Below are 13,415 nucleotides of genomic sequence, written 5' to 3' on the forward strand. Positions count from 1 at the left end.
AAAGCGTGGTTAGAGCGAGGTTCCGAGGATGTCTTCGATCGTCTCGCGGACGAGCGCGTCTCGTTCGAGCCGGCTTCGGAAGTCAACGAGTTGATATGCCGCGGAAGCGTCGACGAGCGCGAAGAGTACTAGGGCAGCCCGTTCTGGCCCCACCTGGGCGAAGTCGCCGGTACGCTGACCGGCCTCAATGATGGTGGCGGCCAGTGTGAGCCAGGAATCCATTGCGGCGCGAGCTTCTCTTGCGACTTTCTGGTTTGTGCGACCGATGCTCCACGCATCGCTCCACACCACTCCGACGGGATCGCGTTGGGGGTCAGCAATGGTGCTGATGAGAGCGCGAAGGCGTTCAAGAGGGGACGTCGGTGCGGAGGCAAGAGCCGAGACGTCCGAGATTTCGCGCTGCGCAATAGCCGCGAAGGTGTCGGCTACCAGAGTTTCCATGCTGGGTTCGTAGTGAGCGATGAGGGGAGGGGTGACTCCGCACTGCGTCGCCAAGTTGCGAAGTGTGATCGCGTTGAGGCCACGGGTGAGAGCGATGGTTTCCGCAGCTTCGCGAATTTCGCGTGCCCGTTCGGCAGGATTGCGTCGTCGAGCGGGGGATGCGGCCATGGCCTCAGTCTATCGGCGCTTGACTCTTATTGATGGGGTGATCAATAATGCTTTCACGAAGCAACACCATGTCCCCCACTCAGGAGTTTCAACACGCATGAACACCATTGATCGCGACGTCGTCATCGTCGGAGCCGGCGCCACAGGTCTCACCGCAGCGAGAGCTCTCGTTCGCGCGGGCCACAGCGTGATCGTGCTCGAAGCACGCGATCGCATCGGTGGTCGTCTCTGGACAGACTCCATCGATGGCCAGATGTTTGAGATTGGTGGGCAGTGGGTTTCTCCTGACCAGACCGCACTCATCGACACCCTTGCCGAGCTGGGCCTCGACACATACTCCCGCTACCGCGAAGGCGACAGCGTCTACGTTTCCCGCGACGGAGTGGCTCGCCGCTTTACCGGAGACATCTTTCCGGCGGGGGCTGCAACCGAAGCGGAGATCACTCGGCTCATCGCCGAACTCGACGCGCTCGTAGCCGAGCTTGACCTTGAGGCTCCGTGGGAGCATCCACGGGCCGCAGAATTCGACCGCATCTCGTACCGCGCGTGGCTAGAAAGTCAGAGCACGGATGCCGAGGCAATCGACAACATTGCCCTATTTGTAGCCGAGGCCATGCTCACTAAACCGGCACACTCGTTCTCGTTGTTGCAGGCTCTGCTGATGGCAGCGAGTGCGGGAAGTTTCAGCAACCTCGTGGACGCTGATTTCATTCTTGACAAACGCGTCGTCGGTGGCCTGCAGCAGGTTCCGCTCGTGATGGCAGCGGAATTGGGCGACGATGTTGTGCGGTTGTCGCAGCCAGTGCGCGAGATCCGATGGAACGATGCTGGAGCGACCGTCGCGAGCGACGAGCTCACGGTCACGGCGAAGCACGTGATCGTTGCCGTGCCGCCGAACCTCTATGACCGCATCGACTACGTTCCAGCGCTGCCGCGCCTGCGCCAGCAGATGCAGCAGCACTCCTCGCTCGGCCTCGTGATCAAGGTGCACGCGACCTACGCGACCCCGTTCTGGCGGGCGGCGGGACTCTCGGGCACGGCCTTTAGCCCCTACCAACTGGTGCATGAGGCGTACGACAACACCAACTACGGAGAAGACCGCGGCACACTCGTCGGCTTCGTTTCGGACGAGAAAGCTGACGAATTGCTCGCGCTGAACCCGGAGGAGCGACGATCCCGCATCCTCGAATCGCTCGCCACCTATTACGGCGACGAAGCGCTCACCCCGGCGGTGTACTACGAAAGCGACTGGGCCTCCGAAGAGTGGACGCGAGGTGCGTACGGCACGAGTTTCGACCTCGGCGGGCTCACGCGGTACGGCGCTCTTCAGCGTGAGCCGGTTGAGCCGATTCAGTTCGGCTCGAGCGACCTTGCGGCGGCTGGCTATCAGCACGTCGACGGTGCTATTCGGGTGGGACAGCGGCTGGCATCCACCATCATTGAAGCGACGAAAGGCTAGTCATGAGCTGGAGAATGCCATCCGAAACCGCCGCCCACGAGCGCACCTGGATGGCATTCCCGCGCGTCGGGGAAACGCTCGGCGCGACTGACTCCGAACGTGAACTCGGCTACGCCGCTTGGTCTGACGTAGCCAACGTCGTCGCCCAGTTCGAGCCCGTCTCGATGGTCGTTGACCCGACTGAAATGTTCCGCGCTCGGCGGATGCTCGACAGCAGCATTGAGCTGCTCGAAGCACCGCTCGACGAGTTCTGGATGCGCGACATCGGGCCCACCTTCGTGCTCGACAATGAACGACCCGGCGTTCTCGGTGCCGTCGACTGGATCTTCAACGGCTGGGGTGCTCCAGCCTGGGCCGAGTGGGAACAAGCGGCGAAGATCGGGCGCGTTGTCGCTGAGGCTGCCGGCGCGGAGATCGTGAGCTCGCTCCTCGTCGCTGAGGGTGGCGGACTTCACGTCGATGGCGAAGGCACTGTTCTGCTCACCGATACCGTTCAGCTCGACCCGCGCCGCAATCCGCTCGCTGATCGCGCCCGCGTTGAGCAGGAAATGCTGCGCACGATTGGCGCCACTCACGCGGTCTGGCTGCCGCGCGGCCTTACACGCGATTACGACGATTTCGGCACCAACGGTCACGTCGATATCGTCGCGACGATCGCGTCGCCGGGGCGCGTGCTGCTGCACGCGCAACCCAACCCTGAGCATCCGGACCACCAGGTGATGGCCGAGATTCGGGCCAGCCTCGAGAGCCAGCGGGATGCCGCCGGTCGCGCCTTCGAAATCCTCGAGCTGCCCGCCCCCGCCCTGCTGCGCGACGACCACGGCTTCGTCGACTACAGCTATGTCAACCACCTCGTCGTCAACGGGGGAGTCATCGGCTGTGGCTTCAACGACGACATGGCGGATGCCCGAGCCGCCGACATTCTGGCCGACGCGTATCCTGGCCACACCGTGCAGATGGTCGACTCTCGCGAGATCTTCGCCCGCGGTGGCGGCATCCACTGCATCACTCAACAGCAGCCTCAACTGCCCGGCCTCAGCGATGATGCCGCTGCCGCGCAAGAACCGGGAGCCATCGTATGAGCACCTTCGATGTCGTCGAAGCGTCGATAGCCGAACTACACGAAGCACTCGCGGCTGGCACCCTCACGAGTGAGGCGCTCGTCACCGCGTACCTCGCGCGCATCGATCGCTACGATCGCAGCGGGCCGAAGCTCAACGCCGTCGTCGTGCCCAACACCGAGGCGCTCGCCGAAGCGCGCGAATCTGATGCGCGCCGGGCGGCCGGTCAACTGCGGGGACCGCTCGACGGCATCCCGTACACGGCCAAAGACAGCTACCTGCACCGAGGGCTCACCGCAGCAGCCGGTAGCCCCGCCTTCGCCGACCTCATGGCGACGCGGGATGCCGCCACCATTGGCGCACTGCGCGACGCGGGAGCTATCTGCTTGGGCCTCACCAACATGCCCCCGATGGCCAACGGCGGAATGCAGCCCGGCGTCTATGGCCGCGCCGAAAGCCCCTACAACGCTGAATACTTGACTGCTGCCTATGGCTCGGGATCGTCGAACGGCTCTGGCACTGCAACGGCCGCGAGTTTTGCCGCCTTCGGTCTCGCCGAAGAGACCTGGTCGAGCGGCCGGGCACCGGCATCGAACAACGCCCTCTGCGCCTACACGCCCTCGCGCGGCGTGATCTCGGTGCGCGGCAACTGGCCCCTCGTGCCGACGATGGATGTCGTCGTGCCCCACACCCGCACCATGGCCGACCTGCTCGCCGTGCTCGACGTCATCGTGTTCGACGATGACGACACTCGCGGAGACTTCTGGCGCTCGCAACCGTGGGTGGAGATTCCGGCGGCGTCGAGTGTGCGGCCGGAGACGTACTTGTCTCTCGTGCCTGACTTGGCGGAACTGCCGCTGGCGGGCAAGCGCTTCGGCGTTCCCCGGATGTACATCAACCGCGATACCGAGGCGGGCTCGGGCACGCGAGGAGTCGGCGGTCCGACAGGAACCGCGATTAACACTCGCCCGAGCATCCTGACCCTGTTCGATCAAGCACGTCGCGATCTTGAAGCTGCCGGTGCCACCGTCGTGGAGGTCGACTTCCCGGTGGTCTCGAATTACGAAGCCGATCGCACCGGTGCCCCCACGATCGCAACCCGCGGTCTGGTGAGCCCTGAGTTTCTCAAGCGCGAAATCGTCGATCTCTCGGCGTGGGCGTGGGAAGACTTTCTGAAGGCTAACGGCGACCCGAACTTTGACACGATCGTCGGCGTGGACGGCAGCACGATCTTCCCGAGCGTGCCCGGTGCCCCGCACGATCGCTACGACGGCTTCGAAGACGACATCGCCGTGTATCCGACTCAGGTGCGCGACCACCCCTACGATCACTTCACCGACATCCCCGAGCTTGAAGGGGGCGTGCGCGGCCTCGAAGAAACCCGCCGCGTCGACCTTGAAGAATGGATGCGCGCCAACGAGCTCGACGCCGTAGCTTTCCCCGCGGTCGCCGATGTCGGGGCCGCCGATATGGGAACGAACCCCGCCACGGCAGAAGCAGGATGGCGAAACGGTGTCTGGGTCGCCAACGGCAACCTCGCGATTCGGCACCTGGGCATCCCGACCGTCACAGTTCCCATGGGGCTCATAGACGACATCCGGATGCCCGTGGGAATCACCTTCGCCGGTGCCGCGTACTCCGACCTCGACCTGCTGCGCATCGGCATCGCCTATGAAGCGGTGTCGCAGCGTCGGGTAGCGCCGCCGCGCACTCCGCCGCTGACGGACTAGCGGCGCGCGACCGGCCCCGTGCAGGCTAGAGCTGCTTGATCATTTCAAGCCGCAGTGTGCGCACCTCGCGCCAGTCGTCGACAGTTGTTCGACGGATCGTAAACTCGGGCGCGCGCATGATCTGGAGTTTAGTTGTGCGCTGGGGGTGTGGGCTGCCGTACCGTAGCGGGTATGGTTCATGCTCCCATCCCCGCCGCCGTCATCACCGTGTCTGACCGCAGTTTTCGCGGGGAACGCGCTGATACTTCGGGGCCGCGGGCGGTCGAACTGCTTGAGCAGCAGGGTTATGCGGTGTCGTTGACCGTGATTCCGGATGGCGCGGAATCAGTCACTGGCGGCATCCGGGCCGCGCTCGCCGCCGGGGCCCGCATCGTCATCACGAGTGGCGGAACTGGAGTGGCACCGCGGGATCTCACGCCCGAAGGAACCCGGCCCCTGCTTAGCCGAGAGATTCCCGGCATTGCCGAAGAGTTGCGCCGCGAAGGTGCACGCCACACGAAGATGGCGGTGCTGAGTCGCGGGCTGGTGGGCATCGCGGGCACTGCGCTCGTGGTCAACCTGCCCGGTTCAACGAAAGCGGTCGAAGAGGGCTTTACTGTTGTCACGCCGCTGATCGGCCACATTCTGGAGCAGCTAGACGGCGGCGACCACTAGCTGGCGAAAGCTACGCGGGGCCGCTTCGAGCCGACCGTTTTAGGCCGGCCGGCGCCAATCGCCCGAACGACCGCCGGACTTCGCGAGCAAGCGCACACTCTCAATCTGCACGGTCTTGTCCATGCCCTTGACCATGTCCACGATCGCGAGAGCTGCCACGGACACCGCGGTCATCGCTTCCATCTCCACTCCGGTGCGGTCGGCGGTACGCACGGTCGCGGTCACCGCGACTCCGTCATCCGTCACGTCAAGATCAACTGTCGCGCCGTGCACTCCGATGATGTGGGCGAGCGGCAAGAGCTCAGCCGTGCGCTTTGCCGCCTGGATGCCGGCGATGCGAGCGACCGCTAGAACGTCGCCCTTGGGGGCATTGCCCGAGCGCAGCGCGTCAATGATCACCGGGGAGCAGCGAACGAAACCTTCCGCCGTCGCTTCGCGCACGGTCGGGGTCTTGGCAGTGACATCCACCATCCGGGCGTGGCCAGCGGAATCGAGGTGGGTGAAAGGCTGATCGCTCATGACACCAGTGTGACAGTCAGGGTGTCACCTTCGCGCACCTCGGTCACGTCTTCGGGCACAAAGGCTAAGGCATTGGCGCTGGCGAGGCTCGCGACGAGATACGAACCGGCACCACCGGCGCTCGCGGGGCGAACGGATGCCGCACCCTGTTCATCCCGTTCGACAACCGCGGGCATGTATTGCGCGCGCCCCGCGGGGCTGCGCCAGCCCGTCGTGACGGTGGCGGAAAGAGTTGGGCGCTGAATGGTGGAGTGGCCCGCCATCGTGAGTAGCGCAGGGCGAACGAAGGTTTCGAACGAGACGAAGACGCTCACGGGGTTGCCGGGGAGGGCGAAGAGGAGGGGGCCGGGGTGCGGTGTGGTTCCCGTGGTGTTACTCGCGCTGCTGCTGTTGCTGGCGTCGCCCTCGTCGCCGACCGGGAAGCGGCCGAAGCCCTGCGGCTTGCCGGGTTGCATGCGCACGGGGCCGAACCACACTCCGAGCGGGGCGAGCACGGCTTTCACGACGTCGTAGGCGCCGACGCTCACGCCGCCCGAGGTGATGACGGCATCCAGGTTGGGCGCATGTAAGTCGAGGATCGCACGCAGAGCATCGTCATCGTCGGGCACTGACCCGAGCCGCACCGGGATGCCGCCGCACTCGGTAATCAGTGCTTCGAGCAACAGCGAATTCGAGTCATGGATCTGGCCGCGTGCGAGTGTGTCGCCGGGCTCGCGCAGTTCGCTGCCCGTCGAGAGCACGCCGATGCGCGGCGCGGGATGCACCGCCAGAGTGCTAACTCCGGATGCCGCGGCGGCGGCCAGATCGCGTGCACCCAGTACACGGCCAGCGGGCAACACCGCGTCGCCTGCGTGTACGTCGGTTCCACGCGGACGGATGAAGGCCGCCTCGGCGGGGGTTCGATAGATGAGCACGGTCGCGGTGCCCTCGTCGGTGTCTTCGATGGGCACGATGCAGTCGGCGTCGTCGGGAACGGGGGCGCCGGTCATGATGCGCGCGGCCTCGCCGGGCTGGAGCCGAGGGTTCTCGGCGGAGCCCGCCGGCAGGTCAGCGACGACAGTCAGCGTTACGGGATGGTCGACGGTAGCGGCCACGGCATCCGCGCGGCGAAGGGCGTAGCCATCCATTGCGGAATTGTCGAAACCGGGAACGTCGGCGGTGGCGTGCACGTCGGCGGCGAGGGTGCGGTGCAGCGCCTCGGCGATCGGCACGGTGATGGCGGGCAGCGCAGTGACGCTCTCGAGAACGCGAGCGAGATGCTGTTCGATGCCGATCGACGCGGGCGCTGCAGAAGAGTCGTGAGCCATGCACTCACCCTAGCTAAGGTGGTTCCTCCCCAGCTGAGCGGCGGATGCGGTGAATACGACTAATTGTCTCCGTGTTTGCGGTGATAAACTCCGAAGCATGGCGCACTATCGGATTAGCGAAGCTGCAGGGCTCCTCGGAGTCAGCGACGACACCGTGCGACGGTGGATCGCGTCCGACGGTTTGCCGGTGACGCTCGATGATGTCGGCCGCCAAGTCATCGACGGCGCCGATCTCGCGCAGCGTGCCCAAGAGCGGGCGCAACAGGCTCAACAGCGGGAAGCGGCATCGGAGACAACGAGCAGCGCTCGCAACCGAATGGTCGGGCTCGTCACGGGCATCCTGAGCGACACCGTCATGTCGCAGGTCGAGCTGCAGTGCGGCCCGCATCGCATCGTGTCGCTCATGTCGACCGAAGCGGTGCGCGACCTGAAGCTCGAAATTGGGTCGCTCGCAGTCGCCGTCGTGAAAGCGACGATGGTGGTTGTTGAGGCTCCGAAAGATAACTCCTAGTGATGGGCGCGGTGGGGCAGGCGCGCGGGCAGGGGCGGCACGGCCGACGCCGGGTTCGTGTGCTGACGACGGTTGCCGCCGCCGCGATGGCGGGCTTGGTGGGGCTTTCCGGATGCTCGGCAGCAGAGCCGGCACCGGCATCCACCTCTGCTGACGGGGCGCTGCGGGGTGAGCTCACGATTTTCGCTGCAGCCTCATTGACGGCCTCGTTCACCGAATTGGCTGAGGCCTTCAGCGCCGAGAATCCCGGCGTCAAGATCGCGCCGATCTCCTTCGACGGCTCCTCTACTCTCGCCACGCAGATCAGCGAGGGTGCCCCGGTCGACGTGTTTGCCGCCGCGGACGACGCGACAATGCAGCAGGTCAGCGCCGAGCTGGCGACTGCGCCTGTTTCTTTCGCGAGCAACGAATTGCAGATTGCGGTGCAGCCCGGCAACCCGCTGGACATCACGGCACTGAGTGACCTGGCGGAACCCGGCGTGCAGGTTGCCCTGTGCGCTCCCGCGGTTCCGTGTGGGGCCGCTTCGGGCATCCTGCTCGACGCGGCAGGCGTCGAACTCACGCCCGCGACGGAAGAGCAGAACGTGACGGCCGTGCTGACCAAGGTCGAGCTGGGCGAAGTGGATGCCGGGCTCATCTATGTCACCGACGTGCTGAATGCCGCAGGTTCTGTTGACGGAGTTGAGATTGCCGACACTGCAACCGCACGCAACACGTACCCGATCGCCGTGCTGAACGAGGCTGCGCAACCGGCCATCGCGGCCGCTTTCGTGGAGTTCGTGTTGTCGCCGCCGGGGCAGGCCATTCTCGCGAGCTATGGATTCTCGAAGCCATGAGTGCCTCCTCGCGCAGTGCGCAGACCACCGACGACGCAGCCACCCGAAGCACGGCCACCCGAAGCGCAGCCAGCCAAAGCGCAGCCTCCCGCACCACGACCGCAGCAGGCTTCGGCATCCCGCGCCTGCTCTACCTGCCCGCAGCCCTCGGTTTCGCGCTGCTGATCTTGCCCCTCGTCGGACTGTTTCTCCGTGCCGACTGGCCCAGCGTTCCGGCCGCGATTGTCTCGGCGGAGGCGCAGTCGGCGCTATGGCTGTCGCTGCAGACGGCCTTCGCCGCGACCGTGCTGTGCCTCATCGTCGGCATCCCGCTCGCGCTCGTGATCGCTCGCTCGGGCAACCGGCTGGCGGGTCTGCTGCGTGCGCTCACGACGCTCCCACTCGTGATGCCGCCCCTGGTCGGAGGCATCGCGCTGCTCTACCTCCTCGGACGCAACGGGCTCGTCGGCAGCGTGCTCGAACTGTGGTTCGGCATCCGCATTCCGTTCACGACGGGCGCTGTCGTGATCGCCCAATCGTTCGTGGCACTGCCCTTCCTCGTGATCTCGGTCGAGGGCGCGCTGCGCACTGCGGGCACCCGGTACGAGGCGGTCGCCGCAACGCTCGGGGCGGGGCGTTGGACGGTCTTTCGTCGAGTCACCCTGCCTCTCATCATGCCGGGCGTCATCGCCGGCACCGTGCTCTGCTTCGCTCGCGCGCTCGGCGAATTCGGGGCCACCGCCCTCTTCGCCGGCAACGCCGCCGGCACCACCCGCACCATGCCCCTCGCGATCTACACCGCGTTCAACGGCGCCGGCGTGAGCCAAGATTCGGCCATCGCCCTGTCGCTGCTGCTCGTGGTCGTCGGCATCGTCATCCTGCTTCTACTGCGCAGCTGGCGCGCGACCCCGGAGCGCTGACCCATGACACTGGATGCCAACATGCTGGTGAACCGAGGGTCGTTCACCCTCGACGCGAGTGTCACCGTCGCGCCCGGAGAAACCCTCGCGCTGCTGGGCCCGAACGGCTCGGGCAAGTCGACGCTGCTCGCGGTGATCGCCGGTCTGCTCGCTCCGGAGCGCGGCACGGTGTCGGTCGACGGTCGAGTGCTCACCGAGGTTCCGCAGCTCGGTAGTGCGCCGTCGGGTGGCGGGCGGCCGGGCGGCGGGCGGATGACCGTGGTGCCCGCCCATCGTCGTCGCATCGGTTTGCTCGGGCAAGACCCTCTACTGTTCCCGCATTTGAGCGCTCTCGAGAACGTGGCCTTTGGGCTGCGCTCGCACGGCTGGCTGCGGTCGCACGGAATGAAGGCGGTGGAGGCCCGCGACCGTGCCTCCGAATGGCTGGCGGCCGTTGGCATGAGCGAATTCGCCGTCCGCAAACCTGCCGAACTCTCGGGAGGCCAGCAGCAGCGCGTGGCGATCGCCCGGGTGCTAGCCACCGAACCCGACGTGCTGCTCTTCGACGAACCGATGGCCGCCCTCGACGTGCAAAACGCGTCCCTCGTGCGCACCCTGCTGCGCGAGTGCCTGGCCTCCCGGATCTCCGCTACCCACACCGGGATCGATGGCCGGCCGCCGACCGCGCCCGCCACCATCGTCGTCACCCACGATGTGGTGGATGCCATGGTGCTGGCCGACCGCGTCGCCATCATGGAGGCGGGCCGCATCATCGACAGCGGCGCCGTCGCCCGGGTGCTGGGCGAGCCGGTCAACCAGTTTGCCGCTACGCTCGTCGGCCTCAACGTGCTGCACGGCATCGTCGAATCAAGCCAGCTCGTGCGGCTCGCGGATGGGCGTGGTCTCGCCGTCGGCGGCGTCGTATCGGCGGTCGGGGCAGAGGTGTCGATCGCGTTCCCGCCGTCCGCGGTGACGCTGCGCCGGGAGGCATCCGCTCCCTCGCAACCCAACGAGTGGCCCGCCACCGTCGAGCTGCTCGAACCTGGCCTCAAGGGCATCCGCGTCACGCTGCTCGGCGATACCGTCGTGGCCGAAGCCTCGCCCGCCGATCTGCTCGCGCACGACATTGCGCCGGGGGACCGCGTCGTGGCATCCGTCGATCCCGCTCAGATCGCCGTGTATCCGCGACGCTAATCAGCGCCGCAGTTTCACGCCGCTTACCCTCGGGATAATCCCGTCGTTCTCGGGGTGCACGTTGCTAGGATTCGCCCATGCGCGTGACACGACTCAGAGTGTATCCAGTGAAGTCTTTTGCCGGTGAAGACGTTGATTCGGCGGCCGTCAATCCGTGGGGCCTTGACCAGGATCGGCGTTGGGCCATCGTAGACAGCGACGGCAAGAGTCTTACCGCGCGCCAGCACAATCACCTGCTGGGTCTTTCGGCGCACGCCCTCAGCGACACGGCGGTGCAGCTCTCCGACCGCGACGGCTCCAGCGTGACCGTCGATATGGCGGAGGGCGGAGACACGATCGAAGTGAGCCACAGCGGTCAGGGCACAGCGCTTGCCGCTCGCGGCGAAGTCAACCGTTGGCTGAGCGAACGCGTCGGCCTCGACGTGCGACTCGTCTGGCAGTCCGACCCCACCGTGCGCGCGATCGACCCCGAGGATGGCGGTCAGCCCGGCGAAGTTATGTCGCTCGCCGACGGCGGTCCGCTGCTGCTCGCCAGCGAAGCGTCGCTGCGTCAGCTTGACGAGTGGGCCGAGGCGGATGTCGCCCCGCTCGACATGATCCGGTTCCGTCCCAACGTGATCATTGACGATCTCGAACCGTTCGTCGAAGAGAGCTGGTCGCAGGTCACCATCGGCGACGTGCGCTTTCGCGTCACGATGATCTGCGACCGCTGCGTCATGACCACGATCGAACCCACCACGCTCGAGCGCGGCAAGGAACCGATTCGAACCCTGGCGCAGCACCGCCAGCGTGACCACAAAACGTGGTTCGGCATCCGGCTCACTCCGCTTGATGGTGGACGCATTCACGTGGGCGATGCGATCGACGCGACCGCCTCGGAGGTTTCGCAGCCTGCCGCGGGTTAGTCTGACGCTATGAGTTCCTCCGCGATCGGCAGCCCCGTCGTGGACACCCTGGGCAGGCCGCTGCACGATATCCGTTTCTCGGTCACCGACCGCTGCAACTTTCGCTGCGTTTACTGCATGCCTAAGGAAGTATTTGGCGCCGACTACGCGTTCATGCCGCGCGACGAACTTCTGAGCTTCGAAGAGATCACCCGGCTGGCGCGCATTGCCGCGCTCCACGGTGTGGAGAAGATTCGCCTCACCGGTGGTGAACCGCTGCTGCGCAAGGGCCTGCCCGAACTGGTCGGGATGCTGTCGAAGCTGACAACTCCGGCGGGCGCACCCCTCGACCTCGCGGTTACAACGAACGGCTCAGCACTCGCCCACCTCGCCCCAGCGCTGAAGGAGGCCGGGCTGAAGCGCGTCACGGTGTCGCTCGACTCGCTCGACGACGCGACCTTCCAAGCCATGAACGACGTGAAGTTTCCGGTGAAGAAGATCCTGGCTGGTCTCGATGCTGCCCACGCTGCCGGCCTGGGACCCATCAAGATCAACATGGTCGTCAAGAAGGGGCACAACGACCAAGACATTGTCGCGATGGCCCGCCACTTCAAAAACACTCCGTTCATCCTGCGCTTCATTGAATACATGGATGTCGGCACCACCAACGGTTGGCAGCTCGGCGAAGTCGTGCCTTCGGCCGAAGTCGTGGCTCGAATCAACGCCGAGCTTCCCCTCGAAGAAATCGCCCCTAACTACAGCGGTGAAACCTCGCAGCGCTGGCGTTATCGCGATGGAAGCGGCGAGATCGGCGTGATTTCCAGCGTCACTCAGTCGTTCTGCCAGACCTGCTCACGCGCCCGCATCTCGGTCGACGGCAAGCTCTACACGTGCCTCTTCGCCAGCTCGGGTCACGACCTGCGCGCTCTCATGCGCGACGGCTGCACCGACGATCAGCTTTCGGATGCCATGGCGAGCCTGTGGCGAGAGCGTACCGACCGCTATTCAGCGTTGCGTTCGCTCAACACCGCCCGGCCGGCGACGACGCCAGGACCGGGCGCTAAGAAGATCGAGATGTCGTACATTGGTGGCTGACATGACCCTTCACATCCGCTATTTCGCCGCCGCAGCCGAGGCCGCTGGGCGCGATGAGGAGCACCTCGAAATCGAGTCGGGCGCGACTCTGGCAACGCTCAAAGATCTGCTCATCGAGCGCTACGGTCCGCTCATGCAGAAGGTTGTCGAGTCGGGATCATTCCTGATCGATGGCGTCGTTCGGCGTGACCCCGCGCACGCGGTGGGTGCTCGCGTCGACGTGCTGCCACCCTTCGCTGGCGGCTAGGCCTTTACAGCCCCACCCATTCGGTCGCGCCGCCCGCGAGCTGCTGACGTTTCCAGATCGGCACCGTTGCTTTGATGCGCTCGACGAGCAATTCGCACGCCTCGAAAGCTTCGCGACGGTGTGCTGCCGAGACGGCTGCCGACAGGGCAACATCCCCAATCTGCAGCAGGCCAACGCGATGGGCTGTGGCAATGGCGAGGCCCGTTTCGGCCGCCACTTCGGCGCAGCACTGAGCCAGCAGTGCTTCGGCTTCGGGATGCGCCTGGTACTCAAGGGACCACACTTCGTTGCCAGCGTCGTGATTACGCACCACTCCCGAAAACACGACGACCGCGCCGGAGGCGGGGGACTCCACCGCGCGCCGGATAGCGGCCTCGTCGATCACGGCATCCGTAATGGTGGCGAAGCTGGCGGGGATCTGATCGTTCACG

Annotated in this window: 15 protein-coding genes; 11 read left to right on the forward strand and 4 right to left on the reverse strand. The window is 65.7% G+C overall.

Annotated elements, in window-relative coordinates; genetic code table 11:
- Window positions 1-9: 9 nt before the first annotated feature.
- Window positions 10-609, reverse strand: a complete 600-nt coding sequence (locus ACR3YK_RS07195; RefSeq protein ID WP_486174247.1) for a TetR/AcrR family transcriptional regulator — start codon at window positions 607-609, stop codon at window positions 10-12.
- Between ACR3YK_RS07195 and ACR3YK_RS07200 the strand changes: the two genes are divergently transcribed.
- The 4 genes from ACR3YK_RS07200 (at window position 608) to ACR3YK_RS07215 (ending at window position 5,513) form a co-directional block, all read left to right on the forward strand.
- A complete protein-coding gene (locus ACR3YK_RS07200; protein WP_486174248.1) occupies window positions 608-2,068 on the forward strand; it encodes a flavin monoamine oxidase family protein in 1,461 nt (486 codons plus the stop codon). The two genes, ACR3YK_RS07195 and ACR3YK_RS07200, sit on opposite strands and share 2 nt — an antisense overlap.
- A 2-nt stretch (window positions 2,069-2,070) precedes the next feature.
- Window positions 2,071-3,150 (forward strand): agmatine deiminase family protein, encoded by a 1,080-nt coding sequence (locus ACR3YK_RS07205; RefSeq protein WP_486174249.1) that lies wholly within the window; start codon window positions 2,071-2,073, stop codon window positions 3,148-3,150.
- Window positions 3,147-4,859 carry an amidase gene (locus ACR3YK_RS07210; RefSeq protein WP_486174250.1) on the forward strand — a complete coding sequence of 571 codons (1,713 nt, stop codon included), beginning with the start codon at window positions 3,147-3,149 and terminating at the stop codon, window positions 4,857-4,859. The genes ACR3YK_RS07205 and ACR3YK_RS07210 overlap by 4 nt, the downstream gene beginning before the upstream one ends.
- 171 nt (window positions 4,860-5,030) lie before the next feature.
- Entirely contained in the window at window positions 5,031-5,513 is a 483-nt protein-coding gene (locus ACR3YK_RS07215) for a MogA/MoaB family molybdenum cofactor biosynthesis protein (RefSeq protein ID WP_486174251.1), read from the forward strand.
- Between the two features lie 39 nt (window positions 5,514-5,552).
- On the opposite strand, the gene moaC is transcribed toward ACR3YK_RS07215, so the two are convergent.
- Both moaC and ACR3YK_RS07225 read right to left on the reverse strand, forming a co-directional pair.
- Entirely contained in the window at window positions 5,553-6,032 is a 480-nt protein-coding gene (gene moaC / locus ACR3YK_RS07220) for a cyclic pyranopterin monophosphate synthase MoaC (RefSeq protein WP_486174252.1), read from the reverse strand.
- On the reverse strand, window positions 6,029-7,339 hold the full coding sequence (locus ACR3YK_RS07225; protein ID WP_486174253.1) for a molybdopterin molybdotransferase MoeA: 1,311 nt from the start codon (window positions 7,337-7,339) through the stop codon (window positions 6,029-6,031). Before ACR3YK_RS07225 ends, moaC begins: the two co-directional genes overlap by 4 nt.
- A 97-nt stretch (window positions 7,340-7,436) precedes the next feature.
- Here ACR3YK_RS07225 and ACR3YK_RS07230 point away from each other — a divergent pair, with 97 nt between their 5' ends.
- The 7 genes from ACR3YK_RS07230 to ACR3YK_RS07260 all read left to right on the forward strand — a co-directional run bounded on the left by ACR3YK_RS07230 (window position 7,437) and on the right by ACR3YK_RS07260 (window position 12,984).
- Window positions 7,437-7,850, forward strand: a complete 414-nt coding sequence (locus tag ACR3YK_RS07230; RefSeq protein ID WP_486174254.1) for a TOBE domain-containing protein — start codon at window positions 7,437-7,439, stop codon at window positions 7,848-7,850.
- Between the two features lie 2 nt (window positions 7,851-7,852).
- On the forward strand, window positions 7,853-8,686 hold the full coding sequence (gene modA, locus ACR3YK_RS07235) for a molybdate ABC transporter substrate-binding protein (RefSeq protein WP_486176387.1): 834 nt from the start codon (window positions 7,853-7,855) through the stop codon (window positions 8,684-8,686).
- Window positions 8,683-9,585, forward strand: a complete 903-nt coding sequence (locus ACR3YK_RS07240) for an ABC transporter permease (protein WP_486174255.1) — start codon at window positions 8,683-8,685, stop codon at window positions 9,583-9,585. Before modA ends, ACR3YK_RS07240 begins: the two co-directional genes overlap by 4 nt.
- Before the next feature lie 3 nt (window positions 9,586-9,588).
- Entirely contained in the window at window positions 9,589-10,758 is a 1,170-nt protein-coding gene (locus ACR3YK_RS07245; RefSeq protein WP_486174256.1) for an ABC transporter ATP-binding protein, read from the forward strand.
- Between the two features lie 77 nt (window positions 10,759-10,835).
- The gene (locus tag ACR3YK_RS07250; RefSeq protein ID WP_486174257.1) at window positions 10,836-11,663 is read left to right on the forward strand and encodes an MOSC domain-containing protein; all 828 of its coding nucleotides are present in this window, start codon (window positions 10,836-10,838) and stop codon (window positions 11,661-11,663) included.
- A 9-nt stretch (window positions 11,664-11,672) separates the two neighbouring features.
- A complete protein-coding gene (gene moaA / locus ACR3YK_RS07255; RefSeq protein WP_486174258.1) occupies window positions 11,673-12,737 on the forward strand; it encodes a GTP 3',8-cyclase MoaA in 1,065 nt (354 codons plus the stop codon).
- Between the two features lies 1 nt (window position 12,738).
- Window positions 12,739-12,984, forward strand: a complete 246-nt coding sequence (locus ACR3YK_RS07260; protein ID WP_486176388.1) for a MoaD/ThiS family protein — start codon at window positions 12,739-12,741, stop codon at window positions 12,982-12,984.
- A gap of 4 nt (window positions 12,985-12,988) precedes the next feature.
- On the opposite strand, the gene ACR3YK_RS07265 is transcribed toward ACR3YK_RS07260, so the two are convergent.
- The gene (locus ACR3YK_RS07265) at window positions 12,989-13,414 is read right to left on the reverse strand and encodes a molybdenum cofactor biosynthesis protein MoaE (protein WP_486174259.1); all 426 of its coding nucleotides are present in this window, start codon (window positions 13,412-13,414) and stop codon (window positions 12,989-12,991) included.
- Window position 13,415: the final 1 nt, after the last annotated feature.

This window comes from Salinibacterium sp. 10G20-15 (assembly GCF_057365065.1).

What these genes read in the sequence shown, in the direction of transcription:
- ACR3YK_RS07195 (WP_486174247.1), bottom strand. Translation starts at nt 609, where the DNA reads ATGGCCGCATCCCCCGCTCGACGACGCAATCCTGCCGAACGGGCACGC.
- ACR3YK_RS07250 (WP_486174257.1), top strand. Translation starts at nt 10,836, where the DNA reads ATGCGCGTGACACGACTCAGAGTGTATCCAGTGAAGTCTTTTGCCGGT.
- ACR3YK_RS07210 (WP_486174250.1), top strand. Translation starts at nt 3,147, where the DNA reads ATGAGCACCTTCGATGTCGTCGAAGCGTCGATAGCCGAACTACACGAA.
- ACR3YK_RS07230 (WP_486174254.1), top strand. Translation starts at nt 7,437, where the DNA reads ATGGCGCACTATCGGATTAGCGAAGCTGCAGGGCTCCTCGGAGTCAGC.
- ACR3YK_RS07245 (WP_486174256.1), top strand. Translation starts at nt 9,589, where the DNA reads ATGACACTGGATGCCAACATGCTGGTGAACCGAGGGTCGTTCACCCTC.
- ACR3YK_RS07240 (WP_486174255.1), top strand. Translation starts at nt 8,683, where the DNA reads ATGAGTGCCTCCTCGCGCAGTGCGCAGACCACCGACGACGCAGCCACC.
- ACR3YK_RS07200 (WP_486174248.1), top strand. Translation starts at nt 608, where the DNA reads ATGGCCTCAGTCTATCGGCGCTTGACTCTTATTGATGGGGTGATCAAT.
- moaA (WP_486174258.1), top strand. Translation starts at nt 11,673, where the DNA reads ATGAGTTCCTCCGCGATCGGCAGCCCCGTCGTGGACACCCTGGGCAGG.
- ACR3YK_RS07225 (WP_486174253.1), bottom strand. Translation starts at nt 7,339, where the DNA reads ATGGCTCACGACTCTTCTGCAGCGCCCGCGTCGATCGGCATCGAACAG.
- ACR3YK_RS07260 (WP_486176388.1), top strand. Translation starts at nt 12,739, where the DNA reads ATGACCCTTCACATCCGCTATTTCGCCGCCGCAGCCGAGGCCGCTGGG.
- ACR3YK_RS07215 (WP_486174251.1), top strand. Translation starts at nt 5,031, where the DNA reads ATGGTTCATGCTCCCATCCCCGCCGCCGTCATCACCGTGTCTGACCGC.
- ACR3YK_RS07205 (WP_486174249.1), top strand. Translation starts at nt 2,071, where the DNA reads ATGAGCTGGAGAATGCCATCCGAAACCGCCGCCCACGAGCGCACCTGG.
- moaC (WP_486174252.1), bottom strand. Translation starts at nt 6,032, where the DNA reads ATGAGCGATCAGCCTTTCACCCACCTCGATTCCGCTGGCCACGCCCGG.
- modA (WP_486176387.1), top strand. Translation starts at nt 7,853, where the DNA reads ATGGGCGCGGTGGGGCAGGCGCGCGGGCAGGGGCGGCACGGCCGACGC.